The sequence below is a fragment of the Epibacterium sp. MM17-32 genome, from assembly GCF_022348205.1.
Classification (GTDB): Bacteria; Pseudomonadota; Alphaproteobacteria; order Rhodobacterales; family Rhodobacteraceae; genus Epibacterium.
In genome coordinates, this window is sequence record NZ_JAKRFC010000007.1 from 144,110 (window position 1) to 158,888 (window position 14,779).

Genomic DNA, 14,779 nt, shown 5'->3' on the forward strand with positions numbered 1-14,779 from the left:
CGCAGGTTGTCCGGTCCAGCGTGACATTCGGGGACAGACGTGTTTCGAAGGAGTAAAGCACATGGCAAAACCGTTGATGGCCAAGGCGACCGCCGTGTGGCTGGTGGACAATACCACGATCAGCTTCAAGCAGATCGCAGATTTCGTGGGCATGCACGAACTGGAGATCCAGGGCATCGCGGACGGCGACGTCGCGGCTGGCGTGAAAGGGTTCGACCCGATTTCCAACAACCAGCTGACCCAGGATGAAATCAACGCCGCCGAGAACAATCCGCTGCACAAGTTGAAGCTGAAGTTCAACGCCGCCGCCGCAGGCGAGGAAAAGCGCCGTGGTCCGCGCTACACCCCGCTGTCCAAGCGTCAGGATCGTCCGAACTCGATCCTGTGGCTGGTCAAATTCCATCCGGAGCTGTCCGATGGCCAGATCGCCAAGCTGGTCGGCACCACCAAGCCGACGATCCAGTCGATCCGGGAACGCACCCACTGGAATATCTCCAACATGGAGCCGATCGATCCGGTGGCGCTGGGCCTGTGTAAACAGTCCGAACTTGACGCAGCTGTGCAGAAAGCGGCCAAGGCACGCGCCGCCGAGGGCGGGATCATGAGCGATGATGAGCGTCGCAAACTGGTGTCCACCGAACAGTCGCTGGAGATGGATGCAGAGCCCAAAATCCCAACCGCGATCGAAGGGCTGGAGACCTTTACCCTTGGCTCGTCCGACGAGGATGACAAGAAAGAAGAAGAAATCGTCGATGCGGACAGCTTCTTCAATCTGCCGGCGTCTGACGATGAGGATGAAGACGACGATAGTGACGATCCGCGGTACTAAGTCCTGCGATGCACCCGCTTTGGTAATTTGCCAAGTTGCCGGGTAAGGCATTGTCGAAAAACAACAAACGCCGCCCTTTTGACGAGGGGCGGCGTTTGTTTTTTCACTCTTGCAAATAGCTGAGTAAATAACTAAGAAATGCACACCCAGCTTATCGACCGCCTCTGACGCGTCGAACCTGCCCGGACCAATCCGTAGCAAATGCAGCGCCCGTCGATGGTTCCGGCGCGGCAGGTAAAGAGGGTGAGCGTCCATGACACTTCAGGTTCCTATCGCGCCAGATCTGGGACAGGCCCCTGTGGCGGCCTTCGGGTTTGACCCGTTTGAAACCCGCCTGCTGGCGGTGACGCGGCATCTCGTGACGACATCGCGCGCGCCGGACAGTCAGGCCTGGCACCGTGGCTTTGTGATTGCGGCGGAAACCTGGGGAGAGGCGCAGGGTCTGGCGGTGGCCTACGCTCTCTGGCCGGTGGTGCGTGAGGTGCTGGCGCTGCGGGGCGATGATTTTGCCTGCAACGATCCACTGGATCTGGACACGCGGGATCTGCTGACCGCGGATGAGGCACAATTCCTGGCGATGCTGCATCACATGCGCCGGGATGAGACCAACCGCGCCCGGGATGCCGTTGACGCGCTGACGTTGGGGCGCATGGACCCGGAGTTGATCCGGGCGGGGCTGTCGTTTTCGGATCGGTTTCCATCCGGGGCGCGTCAGCGTCTGCGGGGCGCGCCGGCGCTTCGGGTGGTCCGTTAAGCGCCGCCGCGCGCCACGCCGCGTGCCCGAAGTTTCGTAACGGCCGGCGGGAAAGCACAGCAAGCAGTCTTGCACGACCGGGGCGCGGGTTGTAGGCATTTCGCCAACGCAAGTCCCGGGAGGCGTTGAGCATGGACGATCCAAAAACCCTGGTTTCCACCGACTGGCTGGCGGCGCATCTGAGGGACCCCGATTTGCGGGTCCTCGACGCGTCCTGGTATCTGCCGCAGATGGAACGCGATGCGAAGGCCGAGTATGAGGCCGGGCATATTCCAGGCGCGCGCTTCTTTGATATCGATGAGATCTCTGATCACCGCTCGGATCTGCCGCACATGGCTCCGCCGGTGGAAAAGTTCATGTCGCGGCTGCGCGCCATGGGCGTTGGGGATGGCCACCAGGTGGTTGTCTACGACGGGATGGGACTGTTTTCCGCGGCCCGCGTCTGGTGGCTGTTCCGCCTGATGGGGCAGAGTAATGTCGCGGTGTTGGACGGTGGCCTGCCCAAGTGGACCGCCGAGGGCCGCCCGCTGGAGGATCTGCCGCCGGTGATCCGCGACCGCCACATGACCGTTCGCGTGCAGAACCACATGGTGCGCGATGTGACCCAGGTCTCTTCCGCCGCCAAGCTTGGCGATCACGAAATCATCGACGCGCGCGCCGCGGAGCGGTTTCGCGGAGAGGCGCCTGAGCCGCGCCCAGGCATGCGGGCGGGGCACATTCCGGGCTCCCGGAACGTGCCTTTTACCACGCTTCTCAATGACGATGGCACCATGAAGGCGGCAGACGATCTGCGTGCGATCTTCGAGGCGGCCGGTGTCGACCTTGGCAAACCTGCCATTACCTCTTGCGGGTCGGGCGTCACCGCCGCCGTGCTCAGCCTGGCGTTGGAACGCATGGGCAAGCACGATCACGCGCTCTATGACGGATCCTGGTCCGAATGGGGCGCTTTCCCGACCCTTCCCGTTGCAACCGGAGACGACTGATGTTCGAGAACCTGAAACCCCAGCCCGCCGACAAGATCCTGGCGCTGATGCAGATGTACCGCGATGACCCGCGGGACCAGAAGGTGGATCTGGGTGTGGGGGTCTACAAGAATGCCGAGGGCGTGACCCCGGTCATGCGGGCGGTCAAGGCTGCTGAACAGCGCATCATCGACGAGCAGACCACCAAGGCCTACACCGGGCTGGCGGGTGATCCGGCCTATGCGGATGCGATGATCGGCTTGATCCTCGACAACGCCGTCGAGCGCAGCAAGATTGCGGCCGTCGCGACCCCCGGCGGCACCGGCGCGGTGCGCCAGGCGTTTGAGCTGATCAAGATGGCGAACCCCGGCGCACGCGTCTTTGTGTCCGATCCCACCTGGCCGAACCACGTGTCGATCCTGAAATACGTTGGCATCGAGACGGTGGTCTATCGCTATTTTGACGCCGAGACCCGTGCGGTGAATTTCGACGGCATGATCGAGGACCTGAAAACCGCCAAAGAGGGTGACGTGGTGTTGCTGCACGGGTGCTGCCACAACCCCACCGGGGCCAACCTGAACCAGAGCCAGTGGAAAGCGGTGGTTGAGCTGCTGAATGAACGCGGTCTCATTCCGATGATCGACATCGCCTATCAGGGCTTTGGCGACGGTCTGGAAGAGGACGCCGCAGGGGTCCGTCTGGTGGCCTCTTCGGTGCCGGAATGCCTGATCGCGGCAAGCTGTTCCAAGAACTTCGGCATCTACCGCGAACGCACCGGCCTGTTGATGGCAATCAGCCAACAAGGGGACGCAGAGGGGCTCAACCAGAAGACGCTCGCCTTTCTCAACCGCCAGAACTACTCGTTCCCGCCGGATCACGGCGCGCGTGTCGTGACCACGATCCTGAACGATCCTGAGCTGCGCGCCGACTGGCAGAAAGAGCTGGAAGAGACCCGTCTCGGCATGCTGGCCCTGCGTCAACAACTGGCAGACGAGTTGCAGCGCCTGACCGGATCTGATCGCTTTGGCTTCATCGCCGAACACCGGGGCATGTTCTCGCTGCTCGGCACCACGCCGGAACTTGTGGAAAAGATGCGCGTGGATGCGGGGATCTACATGGTGGGTGACAGCCGGTTGAACATCGCCGGTCTCAATGCGCAGACGGTACCGATCCTGGCCAAGGCGATCGTCGACGCGGGCGTCTGATCCTTTCCAAGTTCGTTCAGAATTGACAACGCGCCCCTGTCCTGCGAGGGCGCGTTTTTTGTTGGGCGACGTGCAAAAGCGCCCGGTCTGGAAACGCAAAACGCGGCGCCGGAGCGCCGCGTTTGAGGTGTTTGGGTGTTGGACCGCCGTGTCAGCCGGCCTTGAACTCCGGGTAGGCTTCCATGCCCAGTTCCGCCATGTCGAGGCCGTTGATTTCGTCCTCTTCGCTCACGCGGATGCCCATGGTGGCCTTCAGGATGAACCAGACGATGCCCGAGACGATGAAGGTGAAGGCGCCGATGGCGACGAAGCCGATGATCTGGGTCACAAACGAGGTGCCTTCGGTGTAGAAGGGAACCGCGAAGGTGCCCCAGAAGCCCGCCACCAGGTGAACCGGGATCGCGCCGACGACGTCATCAATCTGCAGCTTGTCGAGCATCGGCACCACAATGACCACGATCACACCGCCGATGGCACCGATCCACAGAGCGCCAAACAGGCTGGGGTCGAGCGGACCTGCGGTGATCGACACCAGGCCGGCAAGCGCACCGTTCAGTACCATGGTCAGGTCCGGTTTCTTGAACAGAGCCTGGGTCAGCAGCAGGGCGGCGACAGCGCCAGCGGCAGCGGCCATGTTGGTGTTGGCAAAGATACGCGACACATCGGTCACGTCACCCACGGTGCCCATCGCCAGCTGCGAACCACCGTTGAAACCGAACCAGCCGAGCCACAGGATGAAGGTACCGAGAGTCGCCAGCGCCAGGTTGGAGCCGGGCATCGGGATGGTTTTGCCGTCTTTGTATTTGCCGATACGCGGGCCGAGGATCAGGGCACCGGCCAGCGCGGCAAAGCCACCAGCGGCGTGCACCAGGGTCGAACCGGCGAAATCGGAGAAGCCCATCTCGGAGAGGAACCCACCGCCCCACTGCCAGGACGCCTCGATCGGGTAGATCACGCCCGTCAGAATGGCGACGAAGATCAGGAAGGGCCAGAGTTTGATGCGTTCAGCCAGGGTGCCCGACACGATCGATGCGGTGGTGGCGCAGAACATCAGCTGGAAAAAGAAGTCGGAGCCGACAGATGCATAATCCAGCGAGGCATCCGCCGCGTCGAGACCAACGGTTTCCAGCGATGTGATGGAGAACCACGGTCCCATCACGCCTTCGATCATCCATTCACCCGGATACATCAGGTTGAAGCCGATCAGCCAGTACATGATGGCCGCGATGGAGAACAGCGCGATGTTCTTGGTCAGCTGCATGGTCACGTTCTTGGACCGGACCAGACCCGCTTCGAGCATGGCAAAGCCGGCGGCCATCCAGAACACCAGGAACCCGCCGATGAGGAACAGGAGCGTGGTGAAGATATAGGGGTTGATGTCCGGTGTCTCCGCCGCAGCTTCCTGCGCGAAGGCCAGACCCGGCAGGGCCGCCAGCGCCGTGGCGGCGAGTGTCACTGTCAGTTTTTTCATTGGTTTTGGCTTTCCTTTGCGAAAGGCGCGTTAGAGCGCGTCCTGATTGGTTTCGCCGGTGCGCACGCGCACGGCCTGGGCCACGTCCAGCACGAAGATCTTGCCGTCGCCGATCTTGCCGGTGCGGGCGGTCTGGGTGATGGTTTCAACCACCTGGTCAGCCAGGTCGGAGGGCACCACGATTTCCAGTTTCACCTTCGGCACGAAATTCACTTCGTATTCGGCGCCGCGGTAGATCTCGGTGTGACCCGCCTGTGCGCCAAAGCCCTTGATTTCGGTTACCATCAAACCTGACACCCCAAGCGCGGTCAGCGCCTCGCGGACCTCCTCCAGCTTGAAGGGTTTGATGGCTGCAATGATCAATTTCATCTCGTCACCCTTTCCCGGGCCCTGCGCCCGATGTTTGCAGGTGCAGAAGATCGTCCCGCTCGAGTCGGGGGAACGTTACAGCTGGGTTAAGACGCCTGCTTTCTGGGCGTCGGCTCAATAAATTCGCTCAAAAAAGGGGCTCTGCTTGTTAATTAGGCGCATTTTGGATGGGGTGTGGCGGAAAACCGCCTCTCTACATCCTGCGCAAGAGGCGCTATTCTGTGCCAAAGAGGCAGGGCTTAAGCCCGCCCAGACGTCGAAGATGAGCAGTCAGAACAGGATTTCAGCATGACGCAGGGGCGCAATTCCGGGCGCGGAACTTCGGGACGTGGACGTGGTCCGCTGGTTGCGGACAAGCGTTACCCTGGCGGGAGCGCACGCAAACCCGCCAAGAAAGCGCCCCGTAGGAAAACCTCAGCCAAGGCCAAATCCGGATGGCGCCTGTTCGGGCGGCGCAAGGCGGTGCGGCGGCCTCCGCGCAAGCGCGGCCTGCTGGGATGGCTGCTGATGCCGTTCCAGATCGTCTTGCGTGCGATCTGGGCCGTCAGCTGGCGCATGGGGGTTCTGGTCGGGCTCTTTCTCGTGGCGGCGGTGGCCTATCACTATTCGAAGTTGCCGGAATACCAGGCGCTGCTGGACGGGCGAAATCAGGGCTCGGTCACGCTTCTGGATCGCGACGGCAAGACATTTGCCTGGCGCGGTGACCAGTTTGGTGGCGTGGTGACGGCCGAAACCGTCTCTCCACACCTGAAAAACGCGATCGTCGCCACCGAAGACAAGCGGTTCTACCGCCACTTCGGCGTCTCGCCGCGCGGGATCGCCAGCGCGGTGCGGATCAACCTGCGCGAAGGACGCGGCCCGCTGTCCGGGCACGGTGGCTCTAGCATCACCCAGCAGACCGCAAAGCTGATGTGCCTCGGCGTTGAATACGACCCCGAGATCTGGGACAGCGAAGCCGCCTATGAAAGCGACTGCCGCCAGTCCTCACTCTGGCGCAAGGCAAAGGAAGCGATCTTTGCCATGGCGATGGAGGCAAAATACTCGAAAAACGAGATCCTCTCGATCTACATGAATCGCGCCTATATGGGCGGTGGGGCCTATGGCGCCGAAGCGGCATCGCAGCGGTTCTTTGGCAAATCCGCCAATCAGGTGAACCCGCCCGAGGCCGCAATGCTGGCCGGTTTGCTGACGGCCCCTTCGACGCTGGCGCCGACCAACAACATCGAACGTTCGCGCAATCGCGCGGCCACCGTGCTGCGTCTGATGGAGGAGCAAGGCTATCTGAGCGAACAAGAACGCGAGATGGCAGCAGCCAATCCCGCAGAGCTCAGCGAAGCGGCAGCAGCCCGCGCCGGTGGCTATTTTGCGGATTGGATCATGGATACGGTGCCGGGGTTCCTGGGCGACCAGACCACCGAGGATGTGGTCATCCGCACCACGCTCGACCAGCGTTTGCAGCAGGCGGCCGAGGATGCGGTCACTTATGTGTTCGAAAACAAGGTGCGCGAGGGGTCCAAGGCACAGGCTGCCGTGGTGGTCATGAGTGCGGATGGGGCGGTGCGTGCGATGGTCGGCGGGCGCAAGGTCCGGGCCTCGGGCGTGTTCAACCGGGCCACGCAGGCCAAGCGGCAGACTGGATCGTCGTTCAAACCCTTCGTCTATGCGGCGGCGCTTGAACTTGGCTATTCGCCCTACGACCGGGTGCTGGATGCGGAATATTGCATCGACATTCCGGGATCCGGCCCGTGGTGTCCGCAGAACTATACCCGCAAGCATTACGGCGAAATCACCCTGACCCGCGCCTTGCGCGACTCGCTCAACGTGCCGGCGGTCAAAGTGTCAGAAGCCGTGGGGCGGGATAACGTGCGCCACGTGGCGGGCGAATTCGGCATCGAGAGCAGCCTGGCGGACGGTCCGTCGCTCGCGCTTGGCGCCTCGGAGAGCACGCTGATCGAGATGACCGGCGCCTATGCCGGTATTCTGAACGGGGGATCGTCTGTGACCCCCTATGGCGTGGAGGCCCTGACGCTGGTCGGTGATGCCGAGCCTTTGATGGGCGCGTCCGGCGGCATGGGAGAGCGGGTGATCCGCCCTGCCGCCGCGCAGGAATTGATCTGGATGATGGAAAAAGTCATCGCCGAGGGCACCGGAAGGCGCGCGCAGATCCCGGGCTGGCAGGCGGCGGGTAAATCCGGCACGACCTCGGCGGCAAAGGATGCCTGGTTCATCGGGTTTACCGCCGAATACGTGGCGGGGGTCTGGATGGGCTACGATGACAACACGCCCCTGACCGGTGTGACCGGCGGTGGTCTGCCGGCCGAGATCTGGCGCGAGGCCATGGTGCGTGTTCATTCTGGTCTGGAGCCGCAGCCGCTGCCGATGAAGGCCCCGGAGCCGATCGCGGTGCCGGAGCCCCAGCCGGCTCCGCGTCGACAAGGAGATGGCGTCGGGCGTGGGATCGAGCGGGCCCTGAACGGCGTGCTGCGCGACATCTTCGGCAACTGACGCGGCGGGAAAGGTTCCCCCCGAGTTTGCCCGAGCGCCTGTCGCAAGAGGGCGCTCCGCCCGGATGGGATCAAAACAATCCTGGGTGTTGCTGCGCTGCAGACCCGGTTTTGCCAGGCTCCATCAGGCGATGGGATCGGGACACCCCCTGCAATCCAAACGCGGTTTCGGGAGTGCCGCAGGTTTGCGGCAGGCCCCGAACCATCGTGCAGGCCGCGTTGCAAACTCGATCGCGAAACGCGACAGCGGCGTTGTCGGCGCGCAGAGTATTCAGCCGGACAAGGCGGTCATGGAGGGGACCGCCACGCTCATACTGTACGGTATAGGCTGCGGATTGGGGTCCGCTGGTGGTGGCCCCGGCCACCTGTGCGCCACCCAGGGTCACCAAGGCCGCAAAGGCAAAGAGCGCAGGGCCGGCGGCGAGGGGCCGCGTCTGGTCATTGGACTGCAGCGCGGCGGAGACGACGCGGGAGAGAGCTTTGGAAAGTGACATGGTCCGGTCCTCGCAAGTGAGTTTCGACTTGGGGACAGGAGTAGGTGGGGCGCGCGGAAGGGCTGGGATCAGCCTATGGCGAAATTGCGGAGCTTGTTATCAGTTTGGTAAGAATTGTCCCGAAGTTCCAATGATGTCAGTCTGATGCTTGGTTGAGTGTCGGCGGACCCCGATGACAGAGAGGTGCTCAGCTGAGTGAGATCAGGAGTTCGCACAAGGCTTCCGGATCGTATCGGTGCGGCTTGGGTGCATGTGCAAGCGGCTGGCCGATGCAGGGGATGCCATGGTCGCGGCTGACCTGGTCGCGGTCCTGGGCCGGGGTTTGCCCGTCACAGACCACATGGGTCAGAAGCGCGGACGTGGAAACGGGTCCTGCGTCGCGGCGCAATGCGTTCAGCAGGGCGGCGACCTGATCGGTCAGCCGCATGCCATGACACTCCGGGTCGTCACCGAGGCTGGGCACATAGATTTTCGGCACGGTGCGCGACGCGATGGCGCGTCCGACACCGGCGGGCAGCAGGTTGGAGATCACACTGGAATAGAGGCTGCCGGGCGGGTAGCAGATCAAATCGCTGGCCGCGATCAGCTTTTGGTTCCGTTTCGGCAGGCGCACCGAGTCGGCAGGCAATTCTCCGGTGCCATCCGACAGGAAGAGGCGCAGGATGCGGGTGCCGAGCGGCGCGCTCTCCTTCCCTGTCATCTGGCGTTGTCCGATGACGCGCCGCCCGTCTTCCAGCTCGGCCCCGATCTGCAGGTTCACATCGGCAATGGGACGCACGGTTCCACGCACATCGACCATCTTCGACATCAGGAACAGCACCGGTTCGAGCCCCTTGTCATTGTCGAGGTAGCCGCCGGCGAGGATCAGGTTGCCGATGCTGGCGTTGCGATAGTCCAGATCACCGGGCGCGGCCTCGGAGAAATGGCGCAGGTAGCCGACAATCAACTGCCGCATCGGCTTGGACAGGGCCTTCAGAAGTGGATGCGATCCGTCGAACAGGCTGGCCACCTCGCGGGCCAGGTCCTTGTCGCGGGCCGTTTTCGGCAGCCGGTGGGAAAACAGTCGATAGATGTCCGGCTGGCCCAGTTCGGTTTCATCAGCCAGTGCCATCAGGCGGCTTCGCAAATCTCCCACGGCAGGCATGGCGAAGGCTTCGCGCAGCACCTGCGAAGAGCCGCCACTGTCGAACGGAGTGATGAGATGGACCGAATTATGCGTATAGTGCTTGAGTTTGCGGGAAATCTCGTTGAGCGCGCTGCCACCGGAAAAGAACAGCAGGCGCGGCCCGAGGTTGGGCGCAGCCCGCGAGCGTGTGATGCGCAGGTTGTCGGGAACCGAGGCTTGGCGTAGGATCGCGAAATCGGTCATGGATCTCCACTCGTGCTGCTCGCGGCGACCATGCCACTCCTTTTGCCAAAACACCACAGACTTGCCATGCCCTCTCCTGCACCAGAGTTCCTTGATGTCATCCGCGTTGTGGCGCGGGCGGTGATCTGGCGTGAAGGATGTGTTCTTGTTCAGGTCAAGCAGGCCGCGGACGGGCGCATCTATCTCGGTCTTCCGGGCGGACGGCTGGAGCCGGGAGAAACACTGGCCGAAGCCGCCCGGCGCGAAGCCGAAGAAGAAGTCGGCGCCAACGTTCAGGTCGGTGCTCTGATCCATGTTCTGGAAACCTACCGCCAGCGCCCCGAGGGGATACGCCATCAGGTGGAACATCTGTTCACCTGTCATGTGGATGACACATATGTCCCGCAGATGGGGAAACATCCGGATTCCAAGCAGATCGCGGTGCGCTGGGCCGATCCCGTTGCCGAGGCCGACCTGTTTGATCCACCCTATGGTGCGTTGCTGACGGATCAGATCGCCGAGATCTACCGAGGGGTAGTACAAGATGAAACTGCCTGAGGCGGCACAAGAAAACCTGGCGTTTCTGCTGGCGGAGCTGGACGGGCAGATGTCCGGCCTGCTGGCCTATTTCAAGGCCCCGTCGCCGGAGGCGGCACAGAAGGTGGTGCAGCGCGCGGGCTATGCCCACAACCTGTGGTCACGGGTGCAGTCGGCCTGCCGCAGCGCTGCCACCCGGGGCAAACCCTCGCAATCCCGGCGGCTGGTGCTTCAGAATGTGGACACCATTGCCCGCAACCTCGATCAGCTGTCGCGCCTGTCTCGCATGGCCTTGCTGCATGCGGAGGATGTGGAGCGGGGGAAGCTGTTGCGCCCCGAGGCCTATCGGAAGGTCCTGAAACAGGTGGCGGGCGCGCTGCATGAGGTGTTGCCGGCGCTGGAGGCTACCGATGGCAAGAGCGCGATCGCCATCGGGCAGCACAAGGCCGAGGTCGATGACTTCTACGACCGGATGTTCCGGACCTACACGCGCGATATGCGCGACACCCGCCACACCGAAGACCTCGCCAATGCGCTTTTGGTCCTGAACGAGGTGCGCCGCATGGGCGAAAGCCTGCAAGGCATTTCCGAGGCGCTGCTGTCGATTTCGATCGGGCAGAACGTGCAGTTCGAACGCTATTTCACCCTGCGCAGCGTGCTGTCGGGCAGCAAGGTCGCTGATGAGGACCTGGTATTGAAACCGCTGGCTGAAACCCGTTCCGGTAGCGCGATTTCCGCGGTCAGCACCCGTGACAAGGGCGGAGATCTGATCGATGCGGTGTTCAAGGACGGCGAGAAACGCAAGGTCAAGGAGGAGCGGGCAGGGGTCAAGAGCTGGCATGCGATCTATCCCGGGCTGGCGCCGCGAATCCTGTCGTATGAAAAACGCGGCCAGTCCGCGGCGCTGCTGATTGAACACCTGCCGGGCTACACTTTCGAACACGCCCTGCTGAACGAGGGCGAGGCGGCGTTGTCCGCAGCTCAGCGGGCATTGTACAAGACCCTGCAAGACATCTGGACGCGCACGCGCGCGGATGATCCGGTCGAGATGCGCGCGATGAAGCAACTGGCCGACCGCATGCAGGACGTCTATCGTGTTCATCCCGAATTCGACACCGGCACCGCGTGCATCCAGGGCGTAAACCACCCTGCTTTCGAAGATCTGTTAAAAGCGGCGGAGAGGCGCGAAGCAAAGGTGACCGCACCGTTTTCGGTTTACATTCACGGGGACTTCAACCTCGACAATGTGATCTACGATCCCGGTGAAAAGAAAGTCCGGTTTATCGATTTGCATCGCTCGCGCTATATGGACTACGTGCAGGATGTATCGGTGTTCATGGTTTCGAACTACCGGTTGCAGGTGCAGGACGGCCCGGTCCGGGCGCGGATTGCCGACACGGCGTTGGGGCTGCACCGGATGGCGGCAAAGTTCGCCCGTGCCGAAAAGGACACGACATTCGAATACCGGCTGGCGCTGGGACTGGCGCGGAGCTTTGCCTCATCCACGCGGTTTGTCTTTGACAAGGAACACGCGCGGCGCATGTTCCTGCGCGCGCGCTACCTGCTGGAGAGAGCCCTTGCCGTGCCTGAAGGCCGCGAAGGCCGATTGAAATTGCCAATCAAGGAGCTGTTTGGTGACTGAACGGAAAATCGGGGTGGTCGGCATCCCGGGCAAGTGGTCGACCGAAGCGATCGCAGAGGCGCTGGAGGCGCGGACGGGATTTCGCCTGGTGATCGACATGGCGGAGGTCTCGCTGGATCTTGCGTCTGGCGCGCTGATGTATCGCGGCGAGGATCTGTGCCAGCTTGACGGGCTGGTGATCAAGAAGATTTCCGAAGACTACAGCGTCCATGCGCTTGACCGGCTGGAAATGCTGCGCGTGGCCGAAGCCAAGGGCGTGAAGATCTACAGCCGCCCCGAGGCGATCTTGCGGTTGATGGACCGGCTGGCCTGTACGGTGACGCTGGCAAATGTCGACATCCCGATGCCGCCAACCACGATCACAGAAGACGAAGGCGCGGCGTTGCGGGCGGTGGAAACCTATGGCAGCGCAGTGTTCAAGCCGCTGTTCTCGACCAAGGCGCGCGGCATGTGCGTGATCTCTGCGGACGATGCGGATGCGGCAGACCGGGTCGCGGCCTTCAAGGCGGATAACCCGGTGATGTATGTGCAGGCCAAGCGCGAACTCTCCGGGCAGGACCTGGGCATGGTGTTTCTCGGCGGCCGCTATCTGTGCACCTATGCGCGGGTGAAACAGGACGAGAGCAGTTGGAACACGACCATCCTGTCGGGCGGCAAATACGAGTCGTTTGAACCGGACGCCGCGCTGATCGCGTTGGGGCAGCGCGCACAGGCCCCCTTCGGTCTGAGCTTTACCACCGTGGATGTGGCCCTGACCGAGACCGGTCCGATCGTGTTCGAAGTCTCTGCCTTTGGGGGCTATCGCGGGGTTCGGGACGGTTGCGGCATCGATGCGGCGGCGCTGGTGGCCGATCACGTGCTGACGGGGGTCACTGCATGACGGCACGGACAGTTGCTGACATGCGCGCCCATTTCGACCTGACCCGCGCCATGGCCGCCGCGCCGCTGGATTTGCAGGTCGGGCCGGTGACGTTGCGCATTCTTTGCGAGGGGACCCTGCGCGAGGCGCATGCAGACTACTTCAAGGATGCCGTTGCAACGGTCGTGGCCCCCGACATCAGTGTCCATGTGGTCGAGGGGCAATTGCTGGAGCCGGCCCCGGTCTGGCAGGACTGGGCGCGAGAGCCGGGCAAGACCGGACGCAAGGATGCAATCTTCGACCTGAGAGACGGTCGGTTGATTCACAAATGGCGCACCGGCGTCACGTTCCTGCAATCGCCGGACCTGCTGGTGGCGTTTGGTCCGGTTTCGGCACATCCCAATCAGGTGGTGAACTTCATCAATACGCAGGTGCTGAACCATGGCCAGCGCATGGGGTGGCAGATCTGTCATGCCGCGGCTGTTACCCGGGGGGCGCGCACGCTTGCGATCGCCGGTCTTTCGGGAGGCGGCAAGTCCACGTCCATCCTGCGCCTGATGGATATCCCGGGTACGGCGTTCATGACCAATGACAGGTTGTTGGCAACGTCTGACGACAGCGGGGCCCGGGGGCTGGGCATCCCGAAACATCCGCGCATCAACCCCGGTACCATCCTTGGCAATGGCCGCTTGCACGGCATGCTGAGTACGGCGCGCATCGCTGAACTGCGTGCCATGCCGGAAAGCGATCTGTGGGAGCTGGAAGAGAAACACGACCTGATAATCCCGGACATCTATGGCGAGAACCGCATTGCCTATGCGGGCCCGTTGACGGATTTCTGGGTGCTGAACTGGCAGCGGGACGCAGACAAGGTGACCATGATCGAAGAGGTCGATCTTGCGGAGCGCCCGGATCTACTGAGCGCGATCATGAAGAGCCCCGGGCCATTCTATCAATATCCCGATGGCCGCTTCCTGCATGACGATGAAGCCCCCGATCCGCAGGGCTATCTTGCGGCGTTGCGCAATGTGCGTGTGCAGGAGGTCACCGGGCAGGTGAATTTTGATGCCATTGCCTATTTCGGGCGCGAGTTGTTCGATGCCTGAGCCACGGCGTGTCATCGCACTGGTGCGCCACGGGGCCTATGCGCAGCGACCAGCTGCGCCCTCGGCGTTGCAGCCCTTCCCGCTGACCGAGGAGGGCAAGGCGCAGGCGCAGGCCTGCGGTTCGGCGCTTGACCGAATCCTGAACGCGGAAACGCTGAAGCTTGCTCCGGTCATTCATGCCTCGCACCAGTTGCGGGCTTGGCAAACGGCGGATCTGATTGCGCAAACCCTCCGCGCCGCGGGACACCACGTGGCACAGATCTCCGAGACGGCAGACCTGGCCGAACGCAGCGTCGGGGCCGTGGCGAATTTGACCACTTCGGAGATCGAGACCCTGCTGGACGTCGACCCGCGCTACGCATCTGCCCCCGCAGGCTGGAAATCTGACAGTCACTATCGCCTGCCGTTTCAGGGGGCGGAATCGCTGATGGAGGCGGGCGCGCGTGTGGCCTCGCATCTCACCGATGTGGCCCGGGCAGCCGATGCCGGGACCCTGACGATCTGTGTCGGCCATGGGGCATCCTTCCGACACGCAGCGCACCACCTTGGGCTGTTGCAATTGAGCGAGATCCCGCAGCTGTCGATGTTTCATGCACAGCCGTTACTGCTCTGTTACATGGGCCATGGTAGATGGGCGCACTTTGGCGGTGCCTGGAAGCAGCGACAAAGACAGGAGACCCATCTGGACTAGGGATCTAC

14 protein-coding genes are annotated in these 14,779 nt (G+C 62.7%); 10 read left to right on the top strand and 4 right to left on the bottom strand.

Annotation, left to right across the window (positions count from 1 at the left end; genetic code table 11):
* The first annotated feature begins 61 nt into the window (after nucleotides 1-61).
* From MHM88_RS13160 to MHM88_RS13175, 4 genes are all read left to right on the top strand, one after another.
* Nucleotides 62-829, top strand: a complete 768-nt coding sequence (locus MHM88_RS13160) for a DUF1013 domain-containing protein (protein WP_239322542.1) — start codon at nucleotides 62-64, stop codon at nucleotides 827-829.
* A gap of 253 nt (nucleotides 830-1,082) precedes the next feature.
* Nucleotides 1,083-1,583, top strand: a complete 501-nt coding sequence (locus tag MHM88_RS13165) for a hypothetical protein (protein WP_239322543.1) — start codon at nucleotides 1,083-1,085, stop codon at nucleotides 1,581-1,583.
* A gap of 131 nt (nucleotides 1,584-1,714) precedes the next feature.
* Entirely contained in the window at nucleotides 1,715-2,566 is an 852-nt protein-coding gene (gene sseA, locus MHM88_RS13170) for a 3-mercaptopyruvate sulfurtransferase (protein ID WP_239365810.1), read from the top strand.
* On the top strand, nucleotides 2,566-3,750 hold the full coding sequence (locus MHM88_RS13175) for an amino acid aminotransferase (protein ID WP_239322545.1): 1,185 nt from the start codon (nucleotides 2,566-2,568) through the stop codon (nucleotides 3,748-3,750). The genes sseA and MHM88_RS13175 overlap by 1 nt, the downstream gene beginning before the upstream one ends.
* Nucleotides 3,751-3,901: 151 nt before the next feature.
* Here MHM88_RS13175 and amt read toward each other — a convergent pair whose 3' ends face one another.
* Nucleotides 3,902-5,221, bottom strand: coding sequence for an ammonium transporter (gene amt, locus MHM88_RS13180; RefSeq protein WP_239365813.1), 1,320 nt, complete (start codon nucleotides 5,219-5,221; stop codon nucleotides 3,902-3,904).
* Nucleotides 5,222-5,251: 30 nt separating this feature from the next.
* Nucleotides 5,252-5,590, bottom strand: a complete 339-nt coding sequence (locus MHM88_RS13185) for a P-II family nitrogen regulator (RefSeq protein WP_239322547.1) — start codon at nucleotides 5,588-5,590, stop codon at nucleotides 5,252-5,254.
* 288 nt (nucleotides 5,591-5,878) lie between these two features.
* Here MHM88_RS13185 and MHM88_RS13190 point away from each other — a divergent pair, with 288 nt between their 5' ends.
* On the top strand, nucleotides 5,879-8,095 hold the full coding sequence (locus tag MHM88_RS13190) for a transglycosylase domain-containing protein (protein WP_239365816.1): 2,217 nt from the start codon (nucleotides 5,879-5,881) through the stop codon (nucleotides 8,093-8,095).
* Nucleotides 8,096-8,165: 70 nt separating this feature from the next.
* Here MHM88_RS13190 and MHM88_RS13195 read toward each other — a convergent pair whose 3' ends face one another.
* Nucleotides 8,166-8,588, bottom strand: a complete 423-nt coding sequence (locus MHM88_RS13195) for a hypothetical protein (RefSeq protein WP_239365819.1) — start codon at nucleotides 8,586-8,588, stop codon at nucleotides 8,166-8,168.
* Between the two features lie 187 nt (nucleotides 8,589-8,775).
* Entirely contained in the window at nucleotides 8,776-9,957 is a 1,182-nt protein-coding gene (locus tag MHM88_RS13200; protein WP_239365823.1) for a GAK system CofD-like protein, read from the bottom strand.
* A 66-nt stretch (nucleotides 9,958-10,023) separates the two neighbouring features.
* Here MHM88_RS13200 and MHM88_RS13205 point away from each other — a divergent pair, with 66 nt between their 5' ends.
* Genes MHM88_RS13205 through MHM88_RS13225 form a run of 5 tightly spaced genes read left to right on the top strand, consistent with a single transcriptional unit; the run spans nucleotide 10,024 to nucleotide 14,771 of the window.
* Nucleotides 10,024-10,494 (top strand): NUDIX domain-containing protein, encoded by a 471-nt coding sequence (locus tag MHM88_RS13205; RefSeq protein ID WP_239365828.1) that lies wholly within the window; start codon nucleotides 10,024-10,026, stop codon nucleotides 10,492-10,494.
* Entirely contained in the window at nucleotides 10,481-12,115 is a 1,635-nt protein-coding gene (locus MHM88_RS13210; RefSeq protein ID WP_239365850.1) for an aminoglycoside phosphotransferase family protein, read from the top strand. Before MHM88_RS13205 ends, MHM88_RS13210 begins: the two co-directional genes overlap by 14 nt.
* Entirely contained in the window at nucleotides 12,108-12,995 is an 888-nt protein-coding gene (locus tag MHM88_RS13215; RefSeq protein WP_239365854.1) for a GAK system ATP-grasp enzyme, read from the top strand. The genes MHM88_RS13210 and MHM88_RS13215 overlap by 8 nt, the downstream gene beginning before the upstream one ends.
* Nucleotides 12,992-14,080, top strand: a complete 1,089-nt coding sequence (locus tag MHM88_RS13220; protein WP_239365857.1) for an HprK-related kinase B — start codon at nucleotides 12,992-12,994, stop codon at nucleotides 14,078-14,080. The genes MHM88_RS13215 and MHM88_RS13220 overlap by 4 nt, the downstream gene beginning before the upstream one ends.
* Nucleotides 14,073-14,771 (top strand): histidine phosphatase family protein, encoded by a 699-nt coding sequence (locus MHM88_RS13225; RefSeq protein ID WP_239365860.1) that lies wholly within the window; start codon nucleotides 14,073-14,075, stop codon nucleotides 14,769-14,771. Before MHM88_RS13220 ends, MHM88_RS13225 begins: the two co-directional genes overlap by 8 nt.
* Nucleotides 14,772-14,779: the final 8 nt, after the last annotated feature.